General features: G+C 53.4%; 24 protein-coding genes and 1 other RNA gene. 7 read left to right on the top strand and 18 right to left on the bottom strand.

The window, feature by feature from the left end:
* Window positions 1–109 precede the first annotated feature (109 nt).
* The 14 genes from KP014_RS03885 to rpoE all read right to left on the bottom strand — a co-directional run bounded on the left by KP014_RS03885 (window position 110) and on the right by rpoE (window position 13,525).
* Window positions 110–376 (bottom strand): pro-sigmaK processing inhibitor BofA family protein, encoded by a 267-nt coding sequence (locus KP014_RS03885; RefSeq protein WP_036592371.1) that lies wholly within the window; start codon window positions 374–376, stop codon window positions 110–112.
* 30 nt (window positions 377–406) lie between these two features.
* Window positions 407–658, bottom strand: a complete 252-nt coding sequence (locus KP014_RS03880; protein WP_036592373.1) for a DUF2508 family protein — start codon at window positions 656–658, stop codon at window positions 407–409.
* 233 nt (window positions 659–891) lie between these two features.
* A complete protein-coding gene (recR, locus tag KP014_RS03875; RefSeq protein ID WP_025702379.1) occupies window positions 892–1,491 on the bottom strand; it encodes a recombination mediator RecR in 600 nt (199 codons plus the stop codon).
* 39 nt (window positions 1,492–1,530) lie between these two features.
* Window positions 1,531–1,842 carry a YbaB/EbfC family nucleoid-associated protein gene (locus tag KP014_RS03870; RefSeq protein WP_036592377.1) on the bottom strand — a complete coding sequence of 104 codons (312 nt, stop codon included), beginning with the start codon at window positions 1,840–1,842 and terminating at the stop codon, window positions 1,531–1,533.
* A gap of 53 nt (window positions 1,843–1,895) precedes the next feature.
* Complete coding sequence (dnaX, locus tag KP014_RS03865; RefSeq protein WP_036592379.1) at window positions 1,896–3,650, bottom strand: DNA polymerase III subunit gamma/tau; 1,755 nt, start codon at window positions 3,648–3,650, stop codon at window positions 1,896–1,898.
* 137 nt (window positions 3,651–3,787) lie between these two features.
* An RNA gene (gene ffs / locus KP014_RS03860) (signal recognition particle sRNA large type) lies at window positions 3,788–4,055 on the bottom strand.
* Window positions 4,056–4,223: 168 nt separating this feature from the next.
* Window positions 4,224–4,421, bottom strand: a complete 198-nt coding sequence (gene rpmE, locus KP014_RS03855; RefSeq protein ID WP_025695904.1) for a 50S ribosomal protein L31 — start codon at window positions 4,419–4,421, stop codon at window positions 4,224–4,226.
* Window positions 4,422–4,532: 111 nt separating this feature from the next.
* Complete coding sequence (locus KP014_RS03850; protein WP_036592382.1) at window positions 4,533–5,831, bottom strand: radical SAM family protein; 1,299 nt, start codon at window positions 5,829–5,831, stop codon at window positions 4,533–4,535.
* Between the two features lie 25 nt (window positions 5,832–5,856).
* Window positions 5,857–7,212, bottom strand: a complete 1,356-nt coding sequence (rho, locus tag KP014_RS03845; protein WP_090834830.1) for a transcription termination factor Rho — start codon at window positions 7,210–7,212, stop codon at window positions 5,857–5,859.
* A 447-nt stretch (window positions 7,213–7,659) separates the two neighbouring features.
* Entirely contained in the window at window positions 7,660–8,913 is a 1,254-nt protein-coding gene (locus KP014_RS03840; protein WP_036598431.1) for a UDP-N-acetylglucosamine 1-carboxyvinyltransferase, read from the bottom strand.
* A gap of 261 nt (window positions 8,914–9,174) precedes the next feature.
* Complete coding sequence (gene fba / locus KP014_RS03835; protein ID WP_036598430.1) at window positions 9,175–10,029, bottom strand: class II fructose-1,6-bisphosphate aldolase; 855 nt, start codon at window positions 10,027–10,029, stop codon at window positions 9,175–9,177.
* A gap of 280 nt (window positions 10,030–10,309) precedes the next feature.
* Window positions 10,310–10,696: a response regulator gene (locus KP014_RS03830; RefSeq protein WP_036598429.1), complete on the bottom strand. Its 387-nt coding sequence runs from the start codon at window positions 10,694–10,696 to the stop codon at window positions 10,310–10,312.
* A gap of 339 nt (window positions 10,697–11,035) precedes the next feature.
* Window positions 11,036–12,643 (bottom strand): CTP synthase, encoded by a 1,608-nt coding sequence (pyrG, locus tag KP014_RS03825; RefSeq protein ID WP_036598428.1) that lies wholly within the window; start codon window positions 12,641–12,643, stop codon window positions 11,036–11,038.
* Window positions 12,644–12,961: 318 nt separating this feature from the next.
* Window positions 12,962–13,525, bottom strand: a complete 564-nt coding sequence (gene rpoE, locus KP014_RS03820) for a DNA-directed RNA polymerase subunit delta (RefSeq protein ID WP_036598427.1) — start codon at window positions 13,523–13,525, stop codon at window positions 12,962–12,964.
* 380 nt (window positions 13,526–13,905) lie between these two features.
* On the opposite strand from rpoE, the gene KP014_RS03815 reads away from it, so the two are divergent.
* Both KP014_RS03815 and KP014_RS03810 read left to right on the top strand, forming a co-directional pair.
* A protein-coding gene (locus tag KP014_RS03815; RefSeq protein ID WP_216700361.1) for an IS1182 family transposase occupies window positions 13,906–15,266 on the top strand; the annotation gives its coding sequence in 2 pieces (ribosomal slippage) (window positions 13,906–14,473 and window positions 14,473–15,266; 1,362 coding nt in all).
* Window positions 15,267–15,718: 452 nt separating this feature from the next.
* Window positions 15,719–16,912, top strand: a complete 1,194-nt coding sequence (locus tag KP014_RS03810; RefSeq protein ID WP_090834809.1) for a S8 family peptidase — start codon at window positions 15,719–15,721, stop codon at window positions 16,910–16,912.
* Between the two features lie 235 nt (window positions 16,913–17,147).
* Here KP014_RS03810 and argS read toward each other — a convergent pair whose 3' ends face one another.
* From argS to KP014_RS03795, 3 genes are all read right to left on the bottom strand, one after another.
* On the bottom strand, window positions 17,148–18,833 hold the full coding sequence (argS, locus tag KP014_RS03805; RefSeq protein WP_036590634.1) for an arginine--tRNA ligase: 1,686 nt from the start codon (window positions 18,831–18,833) through the stop codon (window positions 17,148–17,150).
* Window positions 18,830–19,258, bottom strand: a complete 429-nt coding sequence (locus tag KP014_RS03800; RefSeq protein ID WP_036590643.1) for a YwiB family protein — start codon at window positions 19,256–19,258, stop codon at window positions 18,830–18,832. The genes argS and KP014_RS03800 overlap by 4 nt, the downstream gene beginning before the upstream one ends.
* A 187-nt stretch (window positions 19,259–19,445) precedes the next feature.
* On the bottom strand, window positions 19,446–20,627 hold the full coding sequence (locus tag KP014_RS03795; protein ID WP_051499545.1) for a beta propeller repeat protein: 1,182 nt from the start codon (window positions 20,625–20,627) through the stop codon (window positions 19,446–19,448).
* A 137-nt stretch (window positions 20,628–20,764) separates the two neighbouring features.
* Here KP014_RS03795 and KP014_RS03790 point away from each other — a divergent pair, with 137 nt between their 5' ends.
* The 5 genes from KP014_RS03790 to KP014_RS03775 all read left to right on the top strand — a co-directional run bounded on the left by KP014_RS03790 (window position 20,765) and on the right by KP014_RS03775 (window position 25,519).
* Window positions 20,765–22,840, top strand: coding sequence for a transglycosylase domain-containing protein (locus KP014_RS03790; protein ID WP_036590631.1), 2,076 nt, complete (start codon window positions 20,765–20,767; stop codon window positions 22,838–22,840).
* 6 nt (window positions 22,841–22,846) lie between these two features.
* Entirely contained in the window at window positions 22,847–23,407 is a 561-nt protein-coding gene (locus KP014_RS29210; RefSeq protein WP_343223046.1) for a DNA-3-methyladenine glycosylase, read from the top strand.
* A complete protein-coding gene (locus tag KP014_RS29205) occupies window positions 23,310–23,621 on the top strand; it encodes a DNA-3-methyladenine glycosylase (protein ID WP_343223045.1) in 312 nt (103 codons plus the stop codon). Before KP014_RS29210 ends, KP014_RS29205 begins: the two co-directional genes overlap by 98 nt.
* Before the next feature lie 163 nt (window positions 23,622–23,784).
* Window positions 23,785–24,981: a copper amine oxidase N-terminal domain-containing protein gene (locus KP014_RS03780; protein WP_036590628.1), complete on the top strand. Its 1,197-nt coding sequence runs from the start codon at window positions 23,785–23,787 to the stop codon at window positions 24,979–24,981.
* Window positions 24,982–25,045: 64 nt separating this feature from the next.
* Window positions 25,046–25,519: an AbrB/MazE/SpoVT family DNA-binding domain-containing protein gene (locus KP014_RS03775; RefSeq protein WP_036590625.1), complete on the top strand. Its 474-nt coding sequence runs from the start codon at window positions 25,046–25,048 to the stop codon at window positions 25,517–25,519.
* 126 nt (window positions 25,520–25,645) lie between these two features.
* On the opposite strand, the gene KP014_RS03770 is transcribed toward KP014_RS03775, so the two are convergent.
* Complete coding sequence (locus tag KP014_RS03770) at window positions 25,646–26,152, bottom strand: YwhD family protein (protein WP_036590622.1); 507 nt, start codon at window positions 26,150–26,152, stop codon at window positions 25,646–25,648.
* Window positions 26,153–26,213 lie beyond the last annotated feature (61 nt).

Here is a 26,213-nt window from a genome sequence, read left to right as displayed (position 1 = left end):
AAGCGTTTTTTTGTTTTTCTTTTTCAAATCGTTTTTCGATAACTGACTGTTCGATATGTTGTCCGAAGAGCCGAATATTAATGTATCACATAACGCGAATCCGCGTCAACTACCCAAATAAGGTAATTTTTAAGCCTGCAAGCATGACCACTCCGGGAAGACCTAGAACGGATACGGTTCCTATCGTTGCCGGGTTCAGCGGAATATACACCGTTCCCGCCAATTGAGTGAAATCGACGATGTACAGCCCCACTGCAGCCAAGATCAGGTGGGAGCCGAAAAGGCCCAGCCACCCCCAACCCAATCTTTTTTTAAATACGACTGCTACCAGTAACACTGCGGATAGAATAAGTATGCCTGCTGCTATTGGTTTCATTGTCACTGCCTCCTCATCTTCGAACGGTTCTTATAACTGGTTGCTCTTTAAGCCGATTCTTTTGGCATGCTTCAGGTGAATTTGATACTTCCGCTCCGCGGCCTCCAAAATATAAATGGCATAATCAATCTGGTCCTGACCGACAGCTTCATCAAACATCAGATGAGCTCTTTCCCATTCCATTTGAGCCTTCCTCACATCGGTGAACACATTCCAACTCTCATCTTGATCCTCCCCCAGTCCATTGCCGTCCTTCCGGCGCCACCCGCTCAACCAGCCCATCCTCGATTCCTCCTTTGTAATGAATTGTCTGTGACGGATAAACTTCACTCCGTACATTCTCATTCATATCGGGACAAGGACAAACTTAGAACCAGGAAGTAGCGCGTTCTCATGGACAGATATCCGTTGCATCCAGGAATATAATTACCTAATAGAGGTTCGGATGTCTTAAAAACTGCATAAAAAAAGAAGCCCTTGACGGACTTCTGTCGCTAAATTGGGTTCTGTTGTTTTTAAAAAAGCTCGCGTCGTCCTTCCAGCGCTTTGGACAAGGTCACTTCATCCGCATATTCGAGATCGCCGCCAACAGGCAAACCATGGGCAATCCTTGTTACTTTGACTTCAAACGGACGGACGAGCCGGGAAATATACATCGCCGTCGCTTCTCCCTCGATATTGGGATTTGTAGCAAGAATAAGTTCCTGCACTCTTTCATCACTGAGCCTTGTGAGTAGTTCTTTTAACCGAATGTCATCGGGCCCGACGCCCTCCATTGGAGAGATAGCACCCTGCAGCACGTGATAATATCCATTGAATTCTTTGGTCCGCTCCATAGCGACAAGATCCTTGGAATCCTGCACCACGCAAATTACCGAAGCGTCGCGTGCTTTGTCCTGGCAAATCCGGCACGGGTCGGTATCGGTAATATTGCAGCAGACCGAACAATAGTGAAGATTGCGTTTTACGCTGACGAGCGCTTTGGCAAAATCAATCGTCTCGTCTTCTTTCATGTTCAGCACATGAAACGCAAGCCGTGCGGCCGTCTTGGGGCCGATTCCCGGCAAACGCGTAAAAGCATCGATCAGCTTGGCAAGCGGTTCGGGGTAATACAATAAGATATCTCCTTTATGTTTAACTTAAGCTTCAACTTATTAGAACAGGCCCGGAATTTTCATGCCTCCGGTAAATTTGCCCATATCCGAACTTGCCAGTTCTTCCGCTTTGGTTAAAGCGTCGTTCACTGCCGTAATTACCAAATCCTGCAGCATTTCCACATCTTCCGGGTCTACCGCTTCCGGCTTGATTTCGATGGACAGCAATTTCTTGTGTCCGTTAACTTGAACGGTTACAACTCCGCCGCCGGAGGAGCCTTCCACCGTCTTGCTGCCAAGCTCCTCTTGAGCTTTCAGCATCTGCTCCTGCATTTTTTTGACTTGTTTCATCATTTGGTTCATATTGTTCATTTCTTATCTCTCCTTGTAAATGCGCGCAACCTGCGCGATTGATATGCTGCGGGTCAATCTTTTATGACAACGAGGTCTTCACCAAAAAGCTGAATGGCCTCGTCAATCCAAGGTTCTTTGGCGGCTTCCCCGGCCTCATGTTCATGCTCCAGTCGAAGTTCTTCCTTGAGCGCAGGCTGCGCCGATTTCGCGGAGGCTTCATTCCAATCTCGAAGCATGACAGTGACCAAACGGTACGGCTTACCCAGACGAGTCTCCAGTACGCGCTCGATAACCTGCTTATTAGCCGGCTTCTCGGTGGTTTCCCGGTGTATCGTGTTCTTAAACGCCACGAGCACCGCGTCGTCGGTCATAGATACGGGTTCGCCGTCAACAAACCAGGCGTGGACCGTAACCTTCTCTTCCTTAACCGCCTGAAGCACCTGACTCCATTGTGTATATGCGTTCGCAAAATCCCCGCTGTCCTTGCCTGCTATGAATTTATCCATTTGCGGCGGAAGCTTGGAGGTGGAGGATACGCGCGGAGCGGCGGAAGCACGGCCGCCCGCCGGCTTCGAAGCAGTGCTCTCCCGGCCATTTCCAGACACACCGCCGGACTGAAGCGCTTGCTCCAGCTTCTTCTCCAGAGCGGCAATCTGCCGCTTGAGCACATCCAGCTCCCCATGATCGACCGGTGCGGCACCGCTGCTTATATGTGCCTGCACTCCAGAGCCGCTCTCATTCTCCTGTGGACTGCAGAGTTTCATAAGCGACACCTCGAACAACGTCTGTGGATGCGTGGCATATTTCATCTCGCCTAAATAACGGTTCAGCGTGTCTACAATGTCGAACAGCCGCTCACGCGAGAAGGCCGCAGCCATATCCTGGAATTCCGCCGGATTCAGCACTCTGTCGGTCAGCCCGGCCGAACCCGGCACCATCTTGATCATAAGCAGATCGCGGAAATAGTACAGCAAATTTTCGAGACATTTGTCGGCGCTCTTCCCTTCATGCATCAGCTGCTCGACCAATTCAAGCAGCCCACCCATATCGCTCTCCAATATGGCTTTGGCCAGGCGGGCAAATTGCTCCGCAGGTATACCGCCGGTCATGCCGAGCACCTGCTGATAGGTTACATGTCCGTCGGTAAACGAGGAGATTTGATCCAGGACGCTGAGCGCATCGCGCATCCCTCCGTCCGACAGGCGGGCAATATACTGCAGCGCGTCATCCTCGGCGGAAATGCCCTCCTTCTCGCAAATAACCTTCAGCCGATTTGTCTGTTCCTCCAGCGAAACTCTGCGAAAATCAAAGCGCTGACAGCGTGATATAATCGTCGCCGGCAGCTTATGAGGCTCGGTCGTCGCCAAAATAAACATAACATGCGCAGGCGGCTCCTCCAGCGTCTTCAGTAGGGCATTAAACGCCTCCGTAGTCAGCATATGCACTTCGTCAATAATATACACTTTACGCCGTACCTCGGTAGGGGCGTACTTCACTTTATCCCGCAGGTCGCGGATTTCCTCCACGCCCCGGTTAGACGCAGCGTCGATTTCCTGCACATCCATCACCGCGCCCGAAGCAATCCGCAAGCAGGAAGGACATTCATTACACGGTTCCGGTCCCGGGCCCCGCTCGCAATTGACTGCTTTGGCCAATACTTTGGCGGCACTCGTCTTGCCGGTACCCCGAGGGCCGCTGAACAGATAGGCATGTGAAACCCGCTGCTCGCGAATCGCGTTCTGAAGCGTCTGGATAATGTGCTGTTGTCCGACCATGTCCTGGAACGCCTGAGGCCGCCAGGCACGGTACAACGCGATGTGTTCCACTTAAGCATTACCCTCTTTCAACCGCCGCTTCCCGGGCGTTTATCGCTTCATTATTATACTATATTCTCCGCCTCAAGACCAAAAACAAAAAGCATCTCCGCTTGTCGCAAAGATGCTTGATATGATCATAATTTAAACCGCGCACCTGTTATTGATGACTGCGATCCGAGCGGCAACCCTACGCGGCTGCTCGGGCTAGGCTGCCCTCCGGCACAAGAGCAAACTTGCTTATGGCTGCTTCCTTCCGGACCTGACCAGGTTCACAAGCGCTCATTGCGGAGGACCCAACCGTCAACACAGCGCGTAGGGACCAAACCTCACATCGACAGCACCTCTAACAGGAATTCAACCTCGCTATAGCGGATTGCGAGTTACAGGGCACCGCTACCTCCCCGTCTAGCACGGCGAAGATAAGTATAGCCTACGCCAAAGCAAAAATCAACTGGATAAGAAAACCGACTTCGTCATCCTTATAAGGACGCAGCTCTCAGGTCTTCATTAGAAAAAAACAAAACCCTCCGCCATAAGGCGGAGGGCTTCCTACCGATCATTGCCGACCAGCGGCAAACCGGATTAGATTCCGTATTTCTTCTTGAATCTGTCGACGCGGCCGCCGGCATCCAAAAACTTCTGCTTGCCAGTAAAGAACGGATGGCATGCGGAGCAAATTTCGACGCGCAGATCCTGTTTCACAGAACCAGCTTCGAACGTGTTGCCGCAGGCGCAAGTTACGGTTACGACATTATATTTCGGTTGAATTGCAGTTTGCATTTAAATTTCACCTCTTTTGCCCTGAGCCTCAGGCGGACCCAGAGTTAATATAAGACATATAGATACAGTTTATCACGAACATAGCTTAGAAGCAATAGATTTCCCCTCGAATTAAATATTACGGCTTTGCGGCGAAACCTGCGCAACGGCCTTCTTAGGCCGTGCTTCCCCATCCGGAGGAACATGCGTATACGAGCCGATTACCACTTCCGGCAGTTCCTCACGAAAGATCTCAAGCATTGTCTTCATTCCCAGGATCTCGCCTCGGGCCGGCGGAATCAGCTCAAGATAGCTCTCCGGGTCAATATTAAGATTGCGCATCTGGATGAGCTTGAGGCCGGTACGCCTCACAAATTCCACCATCGCCTCAACCTCTTCCTCCCGGTCGGTGACCCCCGGAAATACCAAATAGTTGATGGAGGCGTAAACACCCTGCGACGCTGCATACTTTAGTGATTTCTCCACATTGGCCAGCGTGTAGCCGCGGGGCTTGTAATAGGCGTTGTAGTGATCATCCAGCGCACTAATGGTGCTAACGCGCATCAAATCGAGTCCGGCGTCGACAATCCCGCGGATATGATCGCTGAGGCCAGCGTTAGTATTAATATTGATATAACCCATATCGGTAACGGACCGGACTTCACGAATGGCTTCAATAATCAGCTTCGCCTGTGTAGAGGGTTCTCCCTCGCAGCCCTGGCCGAAGCTGATAATGGATTCCGGCGTCTTCAAATGCTCCAGCATAACTTCCACAATTTCTTCTACTCTCGGCTTGAAATTCATCCGCGTCTGCGGCGAGACAAAGCCGCTGTCATCCGGCTGTTCCGAAATGCAGCCGAAACACCCCGCATTGCATGAATAGGATACCGGGACGCCTCCCTCCCAGCGGCTCAGAAAGGTATTGGATGAGGTCAGACATTCATAGCCGAGCGCGCAATTGGAGAGATGCCCGTACAGGCGGTTCTCCGGATATTTGCCAGTCAGGCTGTTCACCCCGCTGCGCACCGCATCGCGGTCGCAGTTGAGCGGATTCCATTTGTAAGGATCATCGGTCTGCTCGGCGGCCACATAGAAGCCTCCGTCTTTCCATACGACAGCTGAATAACCGAACAGCGGGAGCTTATACGATTTATCAGTCTTGATGTACCCCGGCAAACAGAGACGGGTAAAGCCCTGCGGAAGCAGCGCTCCCACCGCATGCGAGCCTTCCGGCAGCGGCAGCATTTCACCGGTAGACGGATTCATTCCGACGGCTCTCGTATTCGGCAGTAGAGAAAGCGTTGCCCCTTCAGGCAGCGGAATTAACTCTTCCTCCAGCAGTTCGACAATCATATCCCCGCTGCGGGCCAGCCCGTGCAGTTCGGGATGATCGTATACGTTTCCTTGCCCATCGGCATATACCAGATGCATAGTATTCTCCTCTTGAACTTATTTCTTAGGTGGTAGTCGTTACGGAAGCAGTCTTTGTGCGTATCGGCCGCCGCGCGGAAGCCCCGCTGTTCGATGTGCCTCCGCCGCTTGCGGTAGCCGCCGCCGAATCCTTGCTGCCTGAAACGTCGAAGGAAGCCAGGAACTCGGCGTTCGTCTTGCTGTCGCGCAGCTTTTTAATAAAGCTCTCCACAAAGTCGTAGGAATCGTTCATACTTTTGCGGATCGCCCAAATGGTATCCAGCTCTTCCTTGCTCAGCAGCACTTCTTCGCGGCGCGTACCGGAACGGCGGATATCGATAGCCGGAAAAATGCGGCGCTCCGCAAGCTTGCGGTCGAGATGAAGCTCCATATTGCCCGTACCCTTGAACTCTTCATAAATAATATCATCCATCCGTGAGCCGGTATCAATCAGCGCCGTCGCGAGAATGGTCAGACTTCCGCCTTCCTCGACATTCCGTGCCGAACCGAAGAACCGCTTAGGCCGGTGGAATGCCGCCGGATCGATCCCGCCGCTAAGCGTCCGGCCCGAAGGAGGAACAACGAGATTGTAGGCGCGTGCAAGACGTGTGATACTGTCCAGCAGAATAACGACGTCTTTTTTGTGCTCGACGAGACGAAGCGCCCGCTGAAGCACCAGTTCCGCCACCTTGATATGATTTTCAGGAAGCTCGTCGAATGTTGAGGCAACCACTTCGCCTTTTACGGAACGCTGCATATCGGTTACTTCCTCGGGACGTTCGTCAATCAGCAGTACAAACAGTTCGATCTCAGGATTGTTCGTGGAGATGCTGTTGGCAATCTCTTTGAGCAGGAGCGTCTTCCCGGCTTTGGGAGGAGCGACGATCAATCCGCGCTGTCCCAAGCCTACTGGTGCAAGCAAATCCATGATGCGGGTGGACAAATGAGTAGGCGAGGCTTCAAGCGAGAGCTTGTCCTGGGGATATAACGGCGTAAGAGCCGGAAAATGAAGGCGTTCGGCCGCGCTGGCCGGATTCTCGCCGTTGACGGCATTGACCTGAAGCAGTCCGAAATAACGTTCATTCTCTTTGGGGGTCCGGCATTTGCCGGATACCAAATCTCCGGTACGGAGATCGAATTTGCGGATTTGTGAAGCCGAAATATAAATATCCTCAGCGCTTGGCAAGTAGTTGATCGGTCTAAGAAAACCGTAGCCCTCCGGCAATATTTCCAGAACGCCTTCCATAAACATCAGACCGCTCTGCTCCGCCTGTGCGCGCAGAATAGCAAAGATCAGTTCCCTCTTCTTCATCTGCCCATAATAAGGAATCTGATATTTTTTTGCCAACTTGTATAAGTCGGTCAGCTTCATTTCTTCCAAGTCGGAAATTTGAAGATCCATGTAATAACCACCTATTCAATTTAGATAAGTTCGAAAAAAGTATATAACTCAAAAAAACAACAAAGCAATCCTGGCGTTTCAGAAAAAATAGGTGACAGAGGGTGGATGAGCGGCAACTGGACGCGATGGGCGCCGGTGGATAACCGCAGGGACATTATGCTGACTACTAGCATATGTCTGAATTCAGAAGCGAGGAATCGGTTGCACAACATCATATGATAGCTGGTTTAGCTACAATATTTGATTTCGCTTAAATAGTTGCAGTTGTATGGCAAAAATCCTCATTAGGATAGCATTACCCAAAACGGAAGAAGATATGCAGGAAGTCAAAAAATTTATAAAAATCGGGGGATTCCTTTACGGGTTGGCATGGCGGCCGCCAATAACCATGATTGGTTATTGGCGGAACACCATGCACTCCGCTTCAGGTATAAAAGCTCTCGAGGATTACTCTTGCTCCCGCCACACCTCAGCACCCAGTTCACGGAGGTTGGGTACGAGATTATCATAACCGCGGTCGATATACTCGACGCCGGTCACTTCCGTTATGCCGTCTTCTACGGTCAGTCCGGCGATAACCAGCGCAGCACCGGCCCTAAGATCTGCCGCTTTAACTTTAGCCGCATTCAGCCTGCTGCCTTCAATAATGGCTGATCTTCCTTCAACGCGTATCTTCGCCCCCATGCGCAGCAGCTCCGGAACATGCTTGAAGCGGTTGCTGTAGACGAAGTCGCTAAGCACGCTTACGCCTTTCGCCTGCGTCAGCATACTGGTCATCGGCGATTGCAAATCGGTAGCAAACCCTGGGTAGATAAGCGCCTTGACATCGGCCGGCTCGTAAGCCATCTTGCCAATCACCCGGATGCTCTCATCCAGTTCCTCTACTTCAACGCCCATTTCAAGCAACTTGGCCGTTAGCGCCTCCAGATGCTTGGGAATAACATTGTCTATCAGCACATCGCCGCGCGTGGCTGCAGCCGCGATCATATAGGTTCCTGCCTGAATCCGGTCGGGAATAATGGAGTGACGGCAGCCGTGCATCTCCGTAACGCCTTCGATCCGGATGGTTTCGGTTCCGGCGCCCTTAATGACAGCGCCCATGGAATTAAGTAAAGTCGCTACATCTATAATCTCAGGCTCTTTAGCCGCATTTTCGATAATGGTAGAGCCTTTGGCCCGGGAAGCCGCCAGCATAATATTAATAGTCGCGCCTACGCTGGATACATCCAGATATATCTTTGCGCCGCGCAGCTCTTTGGCATATAAATGAATGGCGCCATGTTCGTTGGTTACGCTCGCGCCGAGCGCCTCGAATCCTTTGATATGCTGGTCGATAGGTCTTGGCTCGAAATTGCAGCCTCCGGGAAGCCCGATGGTGGCTTCTTTGAAGCGTCCCAGGAGCGCACCCATCATGTAATAAGACGCCCGAAGCTTCTTGACGGGCCCATTAGGCATAGGAATTGAAACGATCCGTGAAGGATCGATTCGCATCTGGCTGCCAGACCATGATACTTCAGCGCCAAGCTCTTGCAAGATTTCAGAATAGACGGCCACATCACTAAGGGAGGGCAAATTATCCAGAACAACTTCCGATTCAGCCAAAATCGCCGCAGGAATGAGCGCAATCGCGCTGTTCTTTGCACCGCTGATCGTCACCATGCCTTGCAGCGGACGCCCACCGCCAATCATTAATTTTTCCATCGAATATCTGGTTCCCCCTAGATGTATTGCAGTTGCTGTTGGCAATACGAACTGCGGCATGTTGAATAAATGACAGGAAGGCACGCGGAGCCGCCTGCAACACGGCCCCGCTGCCCGCCATACCGGATTAAAACCGAAAGGGTATAAGGCATTAATTTTCTGTATTTAAACGGAAAGACACCGGCTAAGCGGTGTACTCTCCATATGACGCTATTCAGTTCATTATAACCGAATCAAGCGGACTTGCCTATTATACACGATTTACGCTTTGTTGTTGGAACCGAATTCGCGGATTTTGCCGATTACCGTTTGTTTGATGGCTTCGCGGCCTGGTGCGATGAATGTACGAGGGTCATAAGCGTCCGGTTTGGCTGCCAGCACTTCGCGGACAACCTTGGCGAATGCGATTTGGTTCTCGGTGTTCACGTTGATTTTGGAAGTTCCCAGGGAGATTGCTTTGTCAATGTCATGTTTCGGGATGCCTGTACCGCCATGAAGAACAAGCGGAATTTTAACCGCGTCGCGGACTTCTTCCATTTCCTTAAATCCAAGGTTAGGCTCGCCGAGGTAAGGTCCATGTACGGAACCAAGCGCAGGAGCCAGGGCATCGACGCCGGTTTCTTTTACGATAGCTACGCATTCATCCAGTTTGGCGTACATAATGCCGCCAATAACGTCGTCTTCCTGTCCGCCAACCGTACCAACCTCGGCTTCTACGGAAACGCCTTTGGAATGAGCGTAGTTAACGACTTTCTTGGTCATCTCGATGTTCTCTTCGATCGGATGGTGCGAGCCGTCGATCATGACGGAAGTAAATCCGGCGTCGATGGCTTCTTTACACTTGTCGAAACTCGAACCATGGTCGAGGTGAATAGCTACCGGTACGGTAATTTTCATATCTTGAATCAGACCCTCTACCATTTTCACCACAGTGTTGAATCCGCCCATATGACGAGCTGCGCCTTCGGATACGCCAAGAATAACCGGGGATTTCTCTTCTTCAGCGGCACCCAGAATCGCTTGGGTCCACTCCAGGTTGTTGATGTTGTACTGACCAACTGCATATTTTCCTACAAGAGCTTTGTTCAACATGTCTGTCATCGATACCAATGGCATAATTCATCCTCCTAAAGATAGTTTCTAGCTATTTAAAATGAAGCCGACATCACATACAGGCCTATTATAGCACAACCTGTCTCAAATACTAAATAGGGTAGACAAAAAAATGTCCCGGTGGGACGAAATTCATCCACCCCCCTTAATATTACGACTTCGTCTTCTTTTTTATTCCCCTTTGCTAACCTCCGGCATACATCCCATCGTACTTCCCGTCGCTCAATCTGGAGTAAACGATACCCCCCTAAAAAGGGACTCCGCTCACCGCAGAGTCCCCACTTTAGCTGCACTGGTCGATAGATCCAGTACTTAAATGCAGATTAACCGCTACCCTCATTTCATCAATATCGAACGGTTTCGTGAAATGCATAAGCGCTCCCAGCTTCGTCGCTTCCTTGATCATATCCAGTTCGCCGTATGCGGTCATCATAATTACTTTAACCCCCGAATTGATCTCTTTGATATGTTTCAGAATTTCCAGTCCGTCCATTCCCGGGATTTTCATGTCGAGCAGAACCAGGTCGGGGCAGTCGCTGCGTACGATGTCTAAAGCTGCTTTTCCGTTAGCTGCCTGTAAAGTCGTGTATCCTTCGCTATTAAAAACCTCCATAAGCAGGATTCGAATCCCATTTTGGTCATCGACAATTAATACTTTCTTTTTCTCCATTCGTAACCCTCCCTGAGTATAACGCAGATTCACCACACCGCTCCGACGGTCCTTCTCATAAATCCGTTACGAAGAACTATAATTCGTGCTTGACCGCCAAAATCCTGCTAACTGGTAAAAATGCGTAATTATACGGCCTAAAACAGTACAAATGAAGGTTGCCGAGCCTAAGCCAAGAGCAGCCCTACGAAGCGTGTCCCTGACATCAGAAGCATGACTTAAGTACACTCGGGTACTTTTCGGAGGCCCCCCGAATACTCCATAAACATAAAAGAGCCTCCCGCAAGGGAAGCTCTTCTATGCTCCGGAGGTCCGGATAATGAGAGTTTAGACTGCTTCTTATAATTGCTCCGCATGGGTAAGCGAGGCTTTGACAAATTCACGGAACAGCGGCTGCGGACGGTTCGGACGGGAGGTGAACTCCGGATGGAACTGTACCGCCAGGAACCACGGATGCCCCGGGAGCTCCACGATTTCGACCAGACGTCCGTCCGGGGAAGTCCCGGAAATCAGCAGGCCGGCTTTTTCGATTTGATCGCGGTAAGAATTGTTGAACTCGTACCGATGACGGTGACGTTCATATACCAGCTCTTCCCCGTAGCAGGACATAGCCAGGGAATTCGGCTGAAGCTTGCAGGGATAAAGACCCAGGCGCATTGTGCCTCCAAGATCCTCGATATCCTTCTGCTCCGGCAGCAGGTCGATGACCGGATGCGGTGTTGCCTGATCGATCTCCGAGCTGTTGGCTCCCGTAAGTCCCAGGATGGAACGGCCATATTCAATAACGGATACCTGCATTCCCAGACAGATGCCGAAGAACGGAACACCCTGCTCGCGGGCATAGCGAATCGCGGAAATTTTGCCTTCGATGCCCCGGTCGCCAAAGCCGCCCGGAACCAGGATTCCGCCAACGCCGCGCAGCATTTCGGCCACATTCTCGTCCGTTAGTTCCTCAGCGTTCACCCAGCGGATGCTGACTTCGGAATTGGCGTCAAATCCCGCATGGGAGAGCGACTCCACTACGCTGAGGTAAGCGTCATGCAGCGCCACGTATTTGCCGACAATCGCAATCTCCACATTGCGCTCCAGCTTGTTGATGCGCGCAAGCATGGCTTCCCATTCGCGCATATCGGGCGCTGGCGTAGTCAGCTTCAGATGGTTGACGACAATCTCGTCAAGTCCTTCGTCGCGCAGATTAAGCGGAACCTCATACAGCGTCGAAGCATCGCGGCATTCCACAACCGCATTGGCGTCGATATCGCAGAACAGCGCAATCTTGGCCTTCATGTCCGCGGAAAGCTCATATTCCGTACGGCAGACAATCACATTCGGCTGGATCCCGATGCTGCGCAGTTCCTTGACGCTGTGCTGGGTCGGCTTTGTCTTCACTTCACCCGCAGCCTTAATATAAGGGATGAGGGTTACGTGGATATACATTACATTTTCACGGCCGATATCGCTCTTGATCTGACGGATAGCCTCCAGGAATGGCAAGCTTTCAATGTCGCCGACGGTGCCGCCGATCTCCGTGATGACAACGTCCGAACCGGTCTCACGGCCGGCGCGGAATACGCGCTCCTTGATTTCGTTCGTAATGTGGGGGATGACCTGAACGGTGCCGCCCAAGTACTCGCCGCGTCTTTCTTTGCTGATCACCGAGGAGTAGACTTTGCCTGTCGTCACGTTGCTGTTCTTGGACAGGTTGATGTCGATGAACCGCTCGTAGTGTCCAAGGTCGAGGTCAGTCTCCGCTCCGTCATCCGTAACGAATACTTCACCGTGCTGATACGGACTCATCGTTCCCGGGTCCACATTAATGTACGGATCGAATTTTTGAATCGTCACCTTGAGTCCCCTGTTTTTGAGCAGCCTGCCCAGAGAAGCGGCCGTGATTCCCTTACCCAGGGAGGACACCACGCCACCCGTTACAAAAATATACTTTGTCACTGCATAACCCTCCTAAATAAAATCCGTGTGATTCAGGCGACGTATGATGTTATCGTAACCCGTTTTCAGATCGTCAAAACGAATAAATTCAAAAGCCGCTGAGTCCTGCCCTAGAAAGCTCCCACCGTAATTCGAATAGCTGAAAAACGGCGTTTATCCGGCATCAAAATGCCATCTAAAAAACAAAAAAGTGACACCCGTAGAGCCGGGGCACTTTTTATTTTTGAAATATAGAATTACCTTTCACCATAAGCCCATCAAATAGTTTACTCTGTCGGCTTTATTGATGTCAAGAACGAATTATTAGATGGAGGTTTCTTAAAATTTGTCGTCGTCTTCCTCATCCGAGCCTTCTTCTTCGGTCTCTTCCTCGGACTCCTCGTCGTCCAAATCCTCTTCGTCCAGATCTTCATCATCCATGACGACCTCTTCATCAACTTCCTCTTCGCTGTCATCATCAGAGTACAAATCGTCGCGGTCCTCGTCGATCACGTCGAAGTCTTCTTCGTCGCCCGAGTAAGCATCTTCTTCCTCGGTAAAATCGTCATCGTCTATATCGTCGTCTTCATCATTAATGATGCGCGGACGTTTGGAATTGCCGATCGGATCGTCGGAGCGTTCCAGCGGATACCAGCGTTTCAGGCCCCACAGATTCGTTCCGACACAGGCAAAACGTCCGTCGATGTTAATTTCGGTATATAACTGGGCGATTGTATCGTTGATTTGTTCATCGGACATTCCGCGCAGCTTGGCCACCTCAGCCATCAGATCACGGTAATAGAACGGCGTATTGGCCGCCTTCAGAATTAGAAAAGCCAAGTCTACCATCGGCATTTCTTTGATTTTTTCAGGATCGAGCTTCAAATTAAGTGGCGTACTCACTTCTCAGGGACACTTCCTCTCACGCATTGTTCACGCTATGGCTTCATTCGGGCGTTATATCATTAATATCCATTGACAAACCTAAGTAAAACCTATTTGGGAACAAAATGCAAGTCAATTCGGCGCATACGGCGGACCCAGCTCCTTATAGAACGATGTCGGCCGTTTGGCAGAGATTTCTCGGGTAATTACCGGCAGCTCCGAGGAACTTGTCCAGCCGGACGGCGGGTATAGGCAGACATAAGAAGAAACGCCTGACGGCGTCTCAGGCTGTCGAGAAAGTCTCGACAGCTATTTTTAAGTTCTGATAATTTCACACGACACCGCGTTAATGTTGTATAATATAGGTAACACATATTTTAGAACGGATGGTGTTCTTTATGCTGCGATCTAACCGGGAAAAACAACAATCTTACGAATTCGTTTCTATCGAAGATTTGGTGCCTCAGGATCATCTGCTCCGCAAAGTGGATCAACATATCGATTTCTCTTTTATTGATGAAAAGGTCCGTCCTCTGTACTGCGCGGATAACGGGCGGCCGGCGATTGATCCGGTAGTACTGTTCAAGATGATTTTTCTCGGTTATTTCTACGGCATTCGTTCCGAACGTCAATTGGAACGGGAGATTCAGACTAATCTGGCGTACCGTTGGTTTTTGGGACTCGGACTGACCGACAAAGTGCCGGACCACACGACCATTAGTTGGAACCGGCGAACCCGGTTTAAGGATACGAGCATTTTTCAGGATATTTTTGATGAGATTGTTTTGCAGGCCATCTCGCACCGGATGGTGGGCGGCCGCGTCCTAATTACCGACTCGACTCACATCAAGGCGAACGCGAATAAACACCAGTACACTAAGCAGCAAGTACTGCAAAACACGAAAGATTATATCGGTGAACTCAATGCCGCCGTGGCGGAAGACCGGAAGGAAAACGGAAAAAAGCGCTAAAACCGAGAGAGGAAGTGACCGAGGAAAAGGAAATTAAAGTGAGCAAGACTGACCCAGACAGCGGGTATATGATTCGGGACGGCAAACCGGAAGGCTTCTTTTACTTGGACCACCGCACGGTGGATATGAAATTCAATATGATTACGGATGTGCATGTCACGCCGGGAAATGTCCATGATTCGGTTCCTTATTTGTCGCGTTTGGACCGGCAAAGAGAACGGTTTGGTTTTAAAGTCGAGGCTGTAGCGCTGGATTCGGGTTATTTGACGACACCGATTTGTAGAGGTCTGAAAAGTCGAAAAATCTTTGCGGTGATTGCTCACCGGAGATTTCATCCCAAGCAAGGACTGTTTCCGAAATGGAAGTTTACGTTTAACGCAGAGCGCAATCTGTACGTCTGCCCGGCGAGTCACGAACTGGTCTACCGTACAACGGACCGGAAAGGATACCGGCAGTATGCTTCTGATCCGGAGCACTGCAAGGCCTGTCCGCTGCTCGAAAAGTGTACGCATTCCCGAAACCACCGCAAGGTGGTGACCCGACATGTTTGGGAGGACAGCAAGGAGTGGGTACGGAACAACCGGCTGAGCCGGGACGGCAAACAGCTGTACCGCAAACGAAAAGAAACGATTGAGCGAAGCTTCGCGGACGCCAAAGAGCTCCATGGGTTTCGCTATTGCCGTTTGCGCGGGCTGGCCAACGTCAAGGAACAGGCCTTGATGACAGCAGCCGTACAGAACATGAAGAAGATGGCGATCCACCTGGATCGCCTGGAAAAGCGGGGGTAACCCCCTCGATTTTCACTTCTTCGCGTCCTAAAACAAAAAGAGAAACCCAGGGTCTTTGAGGAAGACCGGGTTTCTCGACAAGCTGAAACGCCTGACGGCGTCTTTTTAAGACGCAGGTACGTTTCTCGAAAAATATAAGACCAAACGATAGGCGCGAAGCTTATAAAGTCTTATATTTCAAGTAGAAACGGCTGCGCCGCTCTTTATGAGTCTTAAATGTTTTGAAAAAGGCGGAGGAAACTCCTCCGCACCTGACTGTATCCACGCCAAGAATTGGCTCCGCGGCGTTTGTTTCAAAGAGGGCTTTTGCCTCTTTCGATATTTTATGTGTCCCGCACTCTTTTGACACGCCAGACGGCCTATTTCAGCAAAAAAGGGCAAGTTCCCATGCGGGCCCCTCCGCTCCCACATAAAATATCGGAGCATGGCAACAGGAGGGGATGGCGAAAACAATGGACTTTTACGAATTTTGGCAAGCGATGCTTAAAGAAATAGCGACCGCTCCCGCAAACGAACAACGCCGCATCGTCACTTTTCACGATCCCCGTCAGTATGCCGGAGCGCTGTCGCAGTGGAAGTCTCTGAAGCCCAGCCGGCCCGGACTGCGTAAAGTCAAGGTTTCTCCGCTGATCCGAGCCTTTGTTGTACCTGCCGCCGGCGCCGCGAAGCTGATGCATAAATATGCCGGAGCTCTCACTATCGAAGAAGATTTGCGTATACAGATCCATTCGCCTGCCGCATCCTCCACCACGCGTAGGACTTCCCATTACCTGCCTTGGGGCGTAAAGGCGATCCGCGCTCCCCAAGCATGGTCGAGATCGACCGGCGTTCACATTAAAATCGGTGTCATCGATACCGGCGCGGATTTCCTCCATCCCGACCTTAAAGCTTCGCTCGCCTCCGGGGTGAATCTGCTGCACCGGGGCATTCTGCCGCTCGACGACAACGGGCACGGCACGCATATCGCCGGAACGCTCGCCGCGGCGGGCGGTACGCGGGGCATGATGGGCGTGGCGCCGCGCTCCCTGATCTATCCCGTCAAAGCCTTCGACCATACGGGTTCCGCCTATGTGTCCGACATTGTCCTCGGTATTGATTGGTGTGTACAGAACCGGATCGATCTCATCAATATGAGCTTCGGAATGAAGACCCGCAGCAAAGCGCTGCATGATGTTGTCATCAAAGCATACCGCGCCGGCATCCCGATTATCGCCTCATCGGGCAACGACGGCAAGCGGGGAGGCGATTACCCGGCCCGGTACAGCGAAACAATCGCCGTCGGAGCTATCGATAACAAGCGCCGAGTCGCCTCTTTCAGCAACCGCGGTTCGTATATTGACGTATACGGGCCGGGAGAAAATGTGCCTTCCTGCTGGCCAAAGGAAGGCTACAGAGAAATGAGCGGCACCTCCATGGCAACCTCGCATGTGACGGGAGCCGCCGCTCTGCTGCTCGCTCTATGCCCGGGCCTTACGCCCCGGCAGCTGAAGCTGCTGCTGCGCCGCACCTCATCGCCTCTGCGGCTGCGCAAGGGCCAACGCCGGGCTGCGCTGGGCGGCGGCGCCGTGGACGCGGTGCGCCTGCTGCGGGCACGGACGCGGGTCCGCCGGGAAGCTGCGGGCACAGGTCCTGCCTCTACGGGATGAGGCGCTTCAGGGTGCCGGCGGTGCCTGGAATGAGGCGGCCCAAGGTTCTGGCTGTGCCGCGTGGGGCTAAAGCCCTTCTCCGGCCTTAAGTGAACCGCCTCCGGCGATTAATCTTCGGGAACTTTGCAGAAATCCGACAAAAATTTCCCCGGCAATAAAAAGATGCCGCCCCGCAGGACGGCATCAAGTTTATGGTTTGCGCGGCAGACCGCGCGAGCAGCGTCCCTTCCGGGCGCTACATCCGTTCCGGCGCAGTCACACCGACAAGGCGCAGCACGTTCGCAATCGCTTGGCGAACGGCGCCCAGCAGCGCGAGGCGCGCCAGCGTCTGGGCGGCATCCTCGGTGATTACACGCTCGGCCTTGTAGTAGCTGTGGAAGATCGACGCCAGCTCGTACACATAGCGGATCAGGCGGTGCGGAGCATAGCCTTCTGCGGCCAGATCAATCTCGGCCGGCAGCTCGCCGACTTTGCGCAGCAGAGCGTATTCATGCTCTGCGGTCAGCTTAGAATAATCAATTCCGGCGATCTCCGGCAGGGTGATGCCCTGCTCCTCGGCTTGACGGAATACGCTGCAAATGCGCGCATGCGCATATTGTACATAGAACACCGGATTCTCGTTCGAGGTCGAGACGGCGAGATCCATGTCGAAGTCAAGATGGGAATCCATGCTGCGCATGGTGAAGAAGTAGCGGATCGCATCGACGCCGACTTCGTCCATCAGATCCTCCATGGTGACAGCTTTACCGGTCCGCTTGGACATTTTGACCTTCTCACCGTCCTGGAACAGGCTTACCATTTGGGCAATCAGCACAACCAGTTTGTCCGGATCATTGCCAAGCGACGCCATCGCGGCTTTCATCCGCGGAATATAGCCATGGTGGTCGGCGCCCCAAATATTGATCATTTTGTCATAGCCGCGTCCGTACTTATCGCTGTGATAAGCGATATCCGGCGTCAGGTAGGTATAGGTGCCGTCATTCTTAATCAGCACGCGGTCCTTGTCGTCCCCGTATTTCGTCGTCCGCAGCCATGTGGCGCCGTCCTGCTCGTACACTTCCCCGCGGTCCCGCAGCTCGTCAAGCGCCCGCAGCACTTCCCCGGTCTCATACAGCGAGGTCTCGCTGTACCAGATGTCGAAGGCGACGCGGAAGCGTCCCAGATCGCGTTTGATTTTGTCCAGCTCTTTCTCTAGCCCATAGGTACGGAAAAAGGCGGCGCGGTCGCCAGGCGACAGCTCCAGGAGCGAGTCGCCCTTATCAGCGACAAGCTCTTTGGCAAAGCCCTTGATGTCTTCACCGTAGTAGCCGTCCTCCGGCATTTCAGCCTGTTGGCCAAGCTCCTGCAAATACCGGACCTCGATCGATTGGCTCAGGTTGGAAACCTGATTGCCTGCGTCGTTGATATAGTATTCGCGCGTGACCTTGTAACCGGCGAAATCCAGCACATTACACAGCGCATCGCCGACGGCCGCTCCCCGGGCATGTCCCAGATGCAAGCTTCCCGTTGGGTTGGCGCTGACGAACTCAACCTCGACCTTTTGCCCTTGACCGGCGTCCGTCCGGCCGTAATCGGCGCCCTGCTCCAGGACAAGAGCGATGACCTGATAAAGATATGATTTGGACAGCGTAAAGTTGATGAAGCCGGGGCCGGCGATTTCCGCTTTTTCAATCGAGGCTTGGCTTAAATCCAGATGCTCAACGATCGCCTCGGCGATCTGGCGCGGATTACGCTTGGCAATTTTGGTAAGCTGCATTGCGGCGTTGGTCGCCAGATCGCCATGGGCTTTGTCTTTGGGCACTTCCAGCACGATTGCCGGAAGCTCTTCCCGCTGAACCAGGCCTGCGGCGACGACCGCATCGGCGATGGCTTCTTTCACCCTTTCATTAATGAGGGCAAGCGGATTTGGACTTTGTGTCATACTAAAGGTTCCTCCTGTATATGCAAACTAATGGCGAACTGTCCCGACAACTCGTCGTACACGTATAAATCGTATTCCCATTTCACTGTCAGGGAACGTTCTTGCCGCGAGATCCCCAGCATCCTTGTCTCGGTGGACAGATTAAACTGGGTATAGGGAGACCGGTAAAATCCGGGCAAACGCACACCGTTCCGGAAAGATTGCTCCGACTGGACGCCGCCGTGGCGGATAATCCGCAGCTCGTCATCCAGAATCTTGACCGTTGTCCGAACTGCCGCATCGGCGCCATCCGGTCCCTGACCGGGTTCCTCAAAACGAATATACAGCTGCGGTCCCTTTTGCGTGGCTTCGCCGCTTACGTTAAGAATGCTAGTCTCTCCTTCGTGCCGGCTTATGAGTGTGACGGAGACGCCGTATTTATGCATAGGGTTATCAGGCAACCTGGCACCTCCCATTCTGCCTGGTTCGTTTGGGCCTTGATTCCGGTATCTTTCCCATTGTACTACTATATCCAGTTCACCGGGCCAATTCAATCGCTGTATTTATGTAGAAGTTTAACACACCGGGGGGCAAAATCACATTGTCGCCCGGATTCTGCCCCCTAATGCTGTCCTATTTCGTCTTAAAAGAGAGCTTCAGCTTCCAGGTGAAGCCTCCGTCGTGCGTGGCATACAGCGAGGACCGTTCCAGTCCCCTGACGGCAAGCCAGCCTTCCTTCGCGCCGGTAAAAGAAATCACACCATCAAACCCCGGTATGCCGGGCAGATTGCTCCACTGCTTGCCGCCCGTATAGGAGCGGCCCACGCCGACCCGTGCTCCGGCCGGCGAGTAGCCGAGCAGGAAGGCTCCGCCGCCGGCCAGCTGCATATTGCCGGGCTTGCCGGAGACTGGGCCTTTGGCACGCCCCTCGCTGCCGCTGCCGGGGGCAGGCCCGCCGCCCGCCGTCGATTGGGCGATGACGCGCCGCCATTTCCCGCCGCCTTCGGCGCTGGCGTACAAGGAATACGAAGTCTGTGACATGCCGGATTCGCCGTACAGAACCGCCCACACCTGACTGCTGTCCGCGTAAATCTCGGCGCCAATCGAGTAGCTGAAGGCCGATTTCAGCTTGAGCGCCCAGCTCTTGCCCCCATCCGTGGTCTTCATAATCCGGTATCCGGCTCCTGGAGCAACCGTTACCGCCCAGCCGCTGCTCCTGCTGGTGAACACCGCTCCTCGGGTGTTGGGCGGCGTCGGAATTCTGCTCCAGCTCTCTCCTCCGTCCGCCGTGTAGTAGGCAAACTCCCGGTCGTACGCGAAGCCGTGCTTGCGGTCCGTAAACTGAATCTTCGTGAAGGATACAGGCCCGTTCGACAGCCGCTTCCAATGCGAGCCGCCGTCCGTCGTCCGGATCAAATAGACCGGCTGTCCTTCCTGGACGGACGCAAGCGCCCAGCCGTATACGTTGTCAGGAAATTCGATTTTACGAAACGACCACTGCCCCTCATAAATCGTCTGGAACGTGCAGCCGCCATCCGAAGTACCGATCATAAAGCCGTTCCCGGCGGCGCGGCCGGTTGCTGCGCTAAGAAACTGGATATCCGCAAAGGAAAGCGGCGAACTGCCGGCGTTCATGCGCTTTTGCTGAAGCTCCTTCAGCAGCCCGTGATCGCCCGACCCGCAGACGGGAGCGGACGCCGCCCAAGCCGGCGCTCCCCCCGTATTCCAGCCGGATACCGCCAGTATTGCCGCGAAGAGACACAGCAGCACTTTCGTTCGTATTATTTTTCGGCCAATTGCTCTTGTTAAGTTCATGTTCGCACCTCCGTGATCTGTTGCCGTAATAGGTCTTCTCCTTTCATTACCCTAATTTAGCCCTTCTCTGAATATCCGAACTCTTCCTTCCCCATAATGAGAAGAAGAACCCAATTACGATAAAGGAGCATGGTGTCATGGCGTTACAATCTTCTGACAAGCCTGTACGGAAAAAAAACCGCTGGCGCAGGGCCCTGCTGCTTCTGACCGGCCTAGTGGTCCTGCTGCTAATCTCCACAGGCACGCTGATCGGCTATTTATACCAGAAGGATCTGCCGCCGATTCCGGAAGATGCCCGCTCCAGACTGATGGACTCCCGCGGAAATGTGATCGCCGTCTTCTCTGCAGATGGGCGCAGCCATGATCCGGTGGGATTAAAGGATATATCACCTCTGCTGATTCAGGCGACGCTGGCAGTGGAAGACCGTAAATTCTACGAACATGCGGGCTTTAATATTAGGAGCATGGGCCGGGCGGTCCTGGTCAATCTGGAAAATGGCAGCCGCGCCCAAGGCGCCAGTACGCTGACCCAACAATTGGCGCGCAACCTGTATCTTTCCCATGAAAAAACGTGGACGCGCAAAGCGAAAGAAGCGATGTACACCTTGCAGCTGGAGATGAAGTACAGCAAGGATGACATTTTACGGATGTACCTTAATGAGATTTATTACGGTCACGGCGCATATGGCATCGAGGCGGCTTCCCGGATGTATTTCGGTAAATCTGCCGCTTCGCTCGACCTCGCGGAAAGCGCGCTCCTGGCCGGCATTCCGAAGGGACCGACGTATTATTCACCGTACAATCATCTGGACAACGCCAAAAAACGCCAGAAGATCATTTTGTCCTCCATGGTGGAGATGGGGGAGATTACGCAGGCGGAGGCCGACCGGGCAGCCGGGGAAACGCTGGCTTTGAAGCCCCGGGAGGAGCAGACGGCCGCGCTGACCGCTCCTTACTTTCGCGACTATGTCGGCGCCGCGGCGGCCAAGCTGCTCGGCATCAGCACCGATGAGCTGGAGCTGGAAGGACTGAGCGTGTACACCACGCTTGATCCGGATATGCAGCAGGCGGCGGAAGCAGCGGTGGCCCAAGGGATGGCAGGCGCGGGAGGTCTGGAGACGGCGCTCGTCTCCATCGACCCCCGTACCGGTTATATCAAAGCCATGGTCGGCGGCGTCAATTACCGGGCGAATCAGTTCAATCATGCACTCGCTACGACCCGGCAGCCCGGTTCCTCCTTCAAGCCGATTATGTACCTGACCGCGCTGTCTGAGAAGGAAATGACGGGGCTTTCCGTCTTCAACAGCCAGCCGACCCTGTTCCATTATGATAATAACCGCAAGACGTATCAGCCCCGGAACTTCGGGGACAAATACCTCGGCCAGATCAACATGCGGCAGGCGATTGCGGCCTCGGACAATATTTACGCGGTCAACACGATTATGAAGGTGGGGCCGGAAAAAGTGATCGAGACGGCGCGCAAGATGGGCATCGTCAGTCCGCTTGCGGACGTGCCTTCGCTGGCGCTGGGCACCTCGCCTGTCAGCCCGCTGGAAATGGCCGGAGCCTTCTCGGTTATCGGGGACGGCGGCGTCAAGATGCCGACAACCGCTATTCTTAAGATCACCGATGCCAAAGGGAACGTATTATACGAAGCTCCCAGGGCGGAAGGGGACAGCGTCGTCTCGCCGGCGGCCGCTTATGTGTTGACCCGGCTGATGGAAGGCGTATTCGAGACGGGCGGAACAGGCAACCGGGTAGCCTCGTTGATCAAACGTCCGGTTGCCGGCAAGACCGGAACCACGGATACCGATGCCTGGATGGTCGGCTTCACGCCGGAGCTGTCCACCGCCGTCTGGGTCGGCTATGATAAAGGGCGCGATATTACGACAACCGAAGGGAGACGGGCCGCGCCGATTTTTGCGCAGTATACGGAAAAGGCGCTGGAGAACGTCCCGCCGAAAATTTTCCCGATTCCGGACGGCGTCGTCAGCGTCTATATCAATCCGGAATCCGGCAAGCTGGCCACTGCGGCCTGTCCCGACAAGGTGCTGGAGACTTTTATCAGCGGCACCGAGCCGACCGCCTACTGCGATTTGCACGGCAACGGCAAAGAAGCGGAGCAGGCGGCGGGAAAAGACGCAAAACAGGGTGACAGCTCTGACAAGGATCATTCCTGGTGGAGTGACATCAAGCGTTGGTGGCTCAATTAACTCCCTGTGCTTGCACAGCGGGCCAAGGACCGGTACGATGATACTCATCGAGCGAACAAGCTGCTTCTATCCGCTCTAGTGAGGGAGGTGTTCTCTACCGTGGTATCCGTGAACAGAAATGACGGCGGCGGTCCGGCAAGGCCGCTGTCTTCCCTTTGGGCCCTGCCCGCGATCAAGGCGGCACCGCTGCTGCTCGGCCAGCATCTTGTCCGCCTTACGGAGGACGGGGAGATACGCTGCCTGATTGTGGAAACAGAGAGCTACGGCGGGGCGGAGGACAAAGGGAGCCATGCCTATGGCGGGAGACGGACCAAGCGCACCGACGTTATGTTTCACGCGGGCGGCACCGCTTATGTCTATCTTATCTACGGAATGTATCACTGCTTCAATATAGTTACAGCGGAGGAGAATGACCCCCACGCGGTGCTGATCCGCGCGGTGGAGCCGCTGACTCCCCGGGATGCGCAGCTTGGCCGCCTACCGGGGAACCGCCATCCGCAAGCCGTCCGACCTGTCGGGCGGACCGGGCAAGCTGTGCCGGGCGCTGCGCATCGACAAAAGTCTTAACGGGCTGCGTCTTGACCAGCCTGGCGGTTCGCTCCGGCTGGAGAGCGGCGACGATCCGCGCAGCCTTCCGATTGTTCAGGCTGCGCGCATCAACATTCCCTACGCGGAAGAGTATGCTGGCCTCCCCTGGCGCTTCTACATCAGGGATAACCCTTATGTTTCGGCACATGACAACAAGGCCGAGCCCTTTATCTGGACAGAGAGCCTGCCGTAATATTATGATTCCGAATAAGCCTCTCCTTTTGTAGGAACAAATGGAGAGGCTTATTCATTATGCAACCTTTTTTATGCTACGTACGTCCATTATCGCACAGCACTCCCAATAATTTGATGTTAAAGTGAATTATCGCCATTTTCAAAGAGAAAGAGGTTGTGTCATGAATACCCGAAGCAAAGCCTTCAGACGAACCGCCGCTCTGTTAGCCGCTTCCACTCTCACCACCCTGCTGTTTGCCGCCGCGCCGTTTGAGGCAGCTTTCGCCTCCAGCGCTTCCACTCCGCCCGCCGTCCCGTCCGCAGCGGAATCTGCCGTCCTGAACGATCTGACCTTGGAGCATCCCGGCTTTCAGGAGAACGGAACTACATACGTGCCTTTGAAAGACATCTCTACCTTTCTGGATCTTCAGTTGCTGTGGAATTCTGGCAAATCCAGCCTCGAAGTGACGGGACTTTATCAGGCCGTCAGCCTGAAGGCGGGCCAGCCGAAGGCCTATACCGCAGCTGGGAAGGTGATTATGCTGGGAGCAGAGACGCTGATTCGGGGCGGAGTGACCTATGTGCCGGATAAGCTGTTCTCCAAAGCTTTCGGCGTGCCGGTCGTCTGGAAAGGCGACAATCGATTTGCGGTCCCTTATGCGGCAAGGTATATCAAGACGTCGACGGGACGCGAGCTGTTCTGGCTGAACCGGGAGCAGGGCGTCCTGTACACCGGACAGAGCGGTAGAGTGCCCCTTCGCGCAGGTATAATCCGGGTTGCCGATCTCGATTGGGTGAGCATGTCCGCGCGCCGGATCAACTCGGCTAGCTATGCCGTCGAGATTGAGAATGCAAGCGGCGAGCCGCATATCAACAACACCCGCTGGCGCGCGCTTGTTTCAGACGGTTCCCTGGTGGACCAGGCAAAGACCCACTACCGGAATCCCCGCATGATCGGAATGAAGCGGGATATTTTCGCTTTTCAGGGCAATGTGGTCATGGTCGACGGGCAGACGCTGACGCTTGTGAATCCGGACGGGCACATTTTTAAAACCTATGATCTGCTTGAGATTACCGGCATTAATGACGCCTTCGCGGTGGAAGCCGTCGATACTGACTTTCTGCTGGTACGGCCCTTCCAAAAAGGCACGCTCATTCTGATCGACCGCCGCAGCGGCCAGAGCGTTCAGTTATATAAGCAGCTGCTTAGCGCGGACGACCAGGCCTGGTTGGAGGCATATCCCGACACCGAAATCGACTATCCCGGCGACAATCTTGAGTATACCGGACGCTCGGGGGACACGCTTTCTTTTGAATGGACATCCTTCACTGGAGGGCAAAAGGTTCATTTTACGTACACGCTTTCCCCTTTATCTTAAAATACATTTACTGTTATAATAATTAAATACCACCAAATCTGAAGATATAAATGAGGGACATGGAATGAAGGATACAGGTATGATCCGGAGTTTGGACAATCTTGGACGCATTGTGGTTCCCGTAGAAATCCGTATGACGCGCAATATTGATATCGGGGATCCGATTGAGTTTTTCATTTTGGATGATCATATTATTGTTCTGCGAAAATACACTTCAACGGAATGCACCTTCTGCAGGAGTCTAGACAATGTCACTTATTTCAAGGACCAATTTATCTGCAACAGTTGTCTTCAGGAGCTTGTGAATCCCGATCAGGGCGATCACGCACCGGAGCAGGAGCCGGGTGAGGAAGTCCATGTTCCCTCTTCGGATCTTGGCGCAGGCAAAAAGAAAACCAAATCGGACGAACTTCGCGAGCGGCTGGAACAAACGATGCTGGAACATCCAGGTGCTAATCAGAAGGAACTTGCCGGGATACTCGGCATCAGCCAGGCAAGAGTCAGCCAGCTTAAGCGAAAGTTCGCAAGCGGCCGGTAGACACGGCCCACGGTTCTTCATATATTTAAAGGCTTCGCCCTTCCTTTAAACCAAGGAAAGACGAAGCCTTTTTATGCCTGTAACGGGTATCCATACCCGTAAAACTCTTAACCTCCCGCCGCCGCTTTAGCCTTCGAGAGCCTGCTTCAATTCCTCGGGCGACGCATTCCACCAGTCCGCATTATGCGAGACGAGCAGCGATTGGAGTGCTGCCTTCTCCTGTGCGCCAAGCCCTTCTACAATGATCCGCCGTTTAAGCGCCGAATCCAGCTTATTCACATGATCGGCAAGGATCTTCCAGCCGCGCTTCGCCTCGCTGTCAATCCACATCTCGCATGCGGTCAGGCCGGCATAGTGCTGTCCCTCCGGCGTGCGTTCAACCGCCACCCACACAACCCACACTTGTCTGCCTTCCGGCACATCCTCACGATTCGCGGAGAACTTGATGCCCTTCTCCACCTTGCTCTTGGCATGCATGGCACCAATGTCGATGACCGCCTCACCGCCGTCGATAATCACAGGCGACACGTTGTTCAAATCGATTGAGCCCGCTCCGAAGCCTTTATGCTTGCTCTTGGCGTTCACAATATTCAAGGCAATCTGTTTCTTGCTGTCCGGCTGCTTGTTGTCCATGCCGCACTCCCTTCCCATGTACAAATTTAGTGATTTACAGGCTTCGCGCCTATCTTTTGCC

Origin of the sequence: Paenibacillus sophorae (assembly GCF_018966525.1) — a bacterium.
Taxonomy (GTDB): domain Bacteria; phylum Bacillota; class Bacilli; order Paenibacillales; family Paenibacillaceae; genus Paenibacillus_AQ; species Paenibacillus_AQ sophorae.
This window is presented reverse-complemented; position numbering and strand designations above follow the sequence as displayed.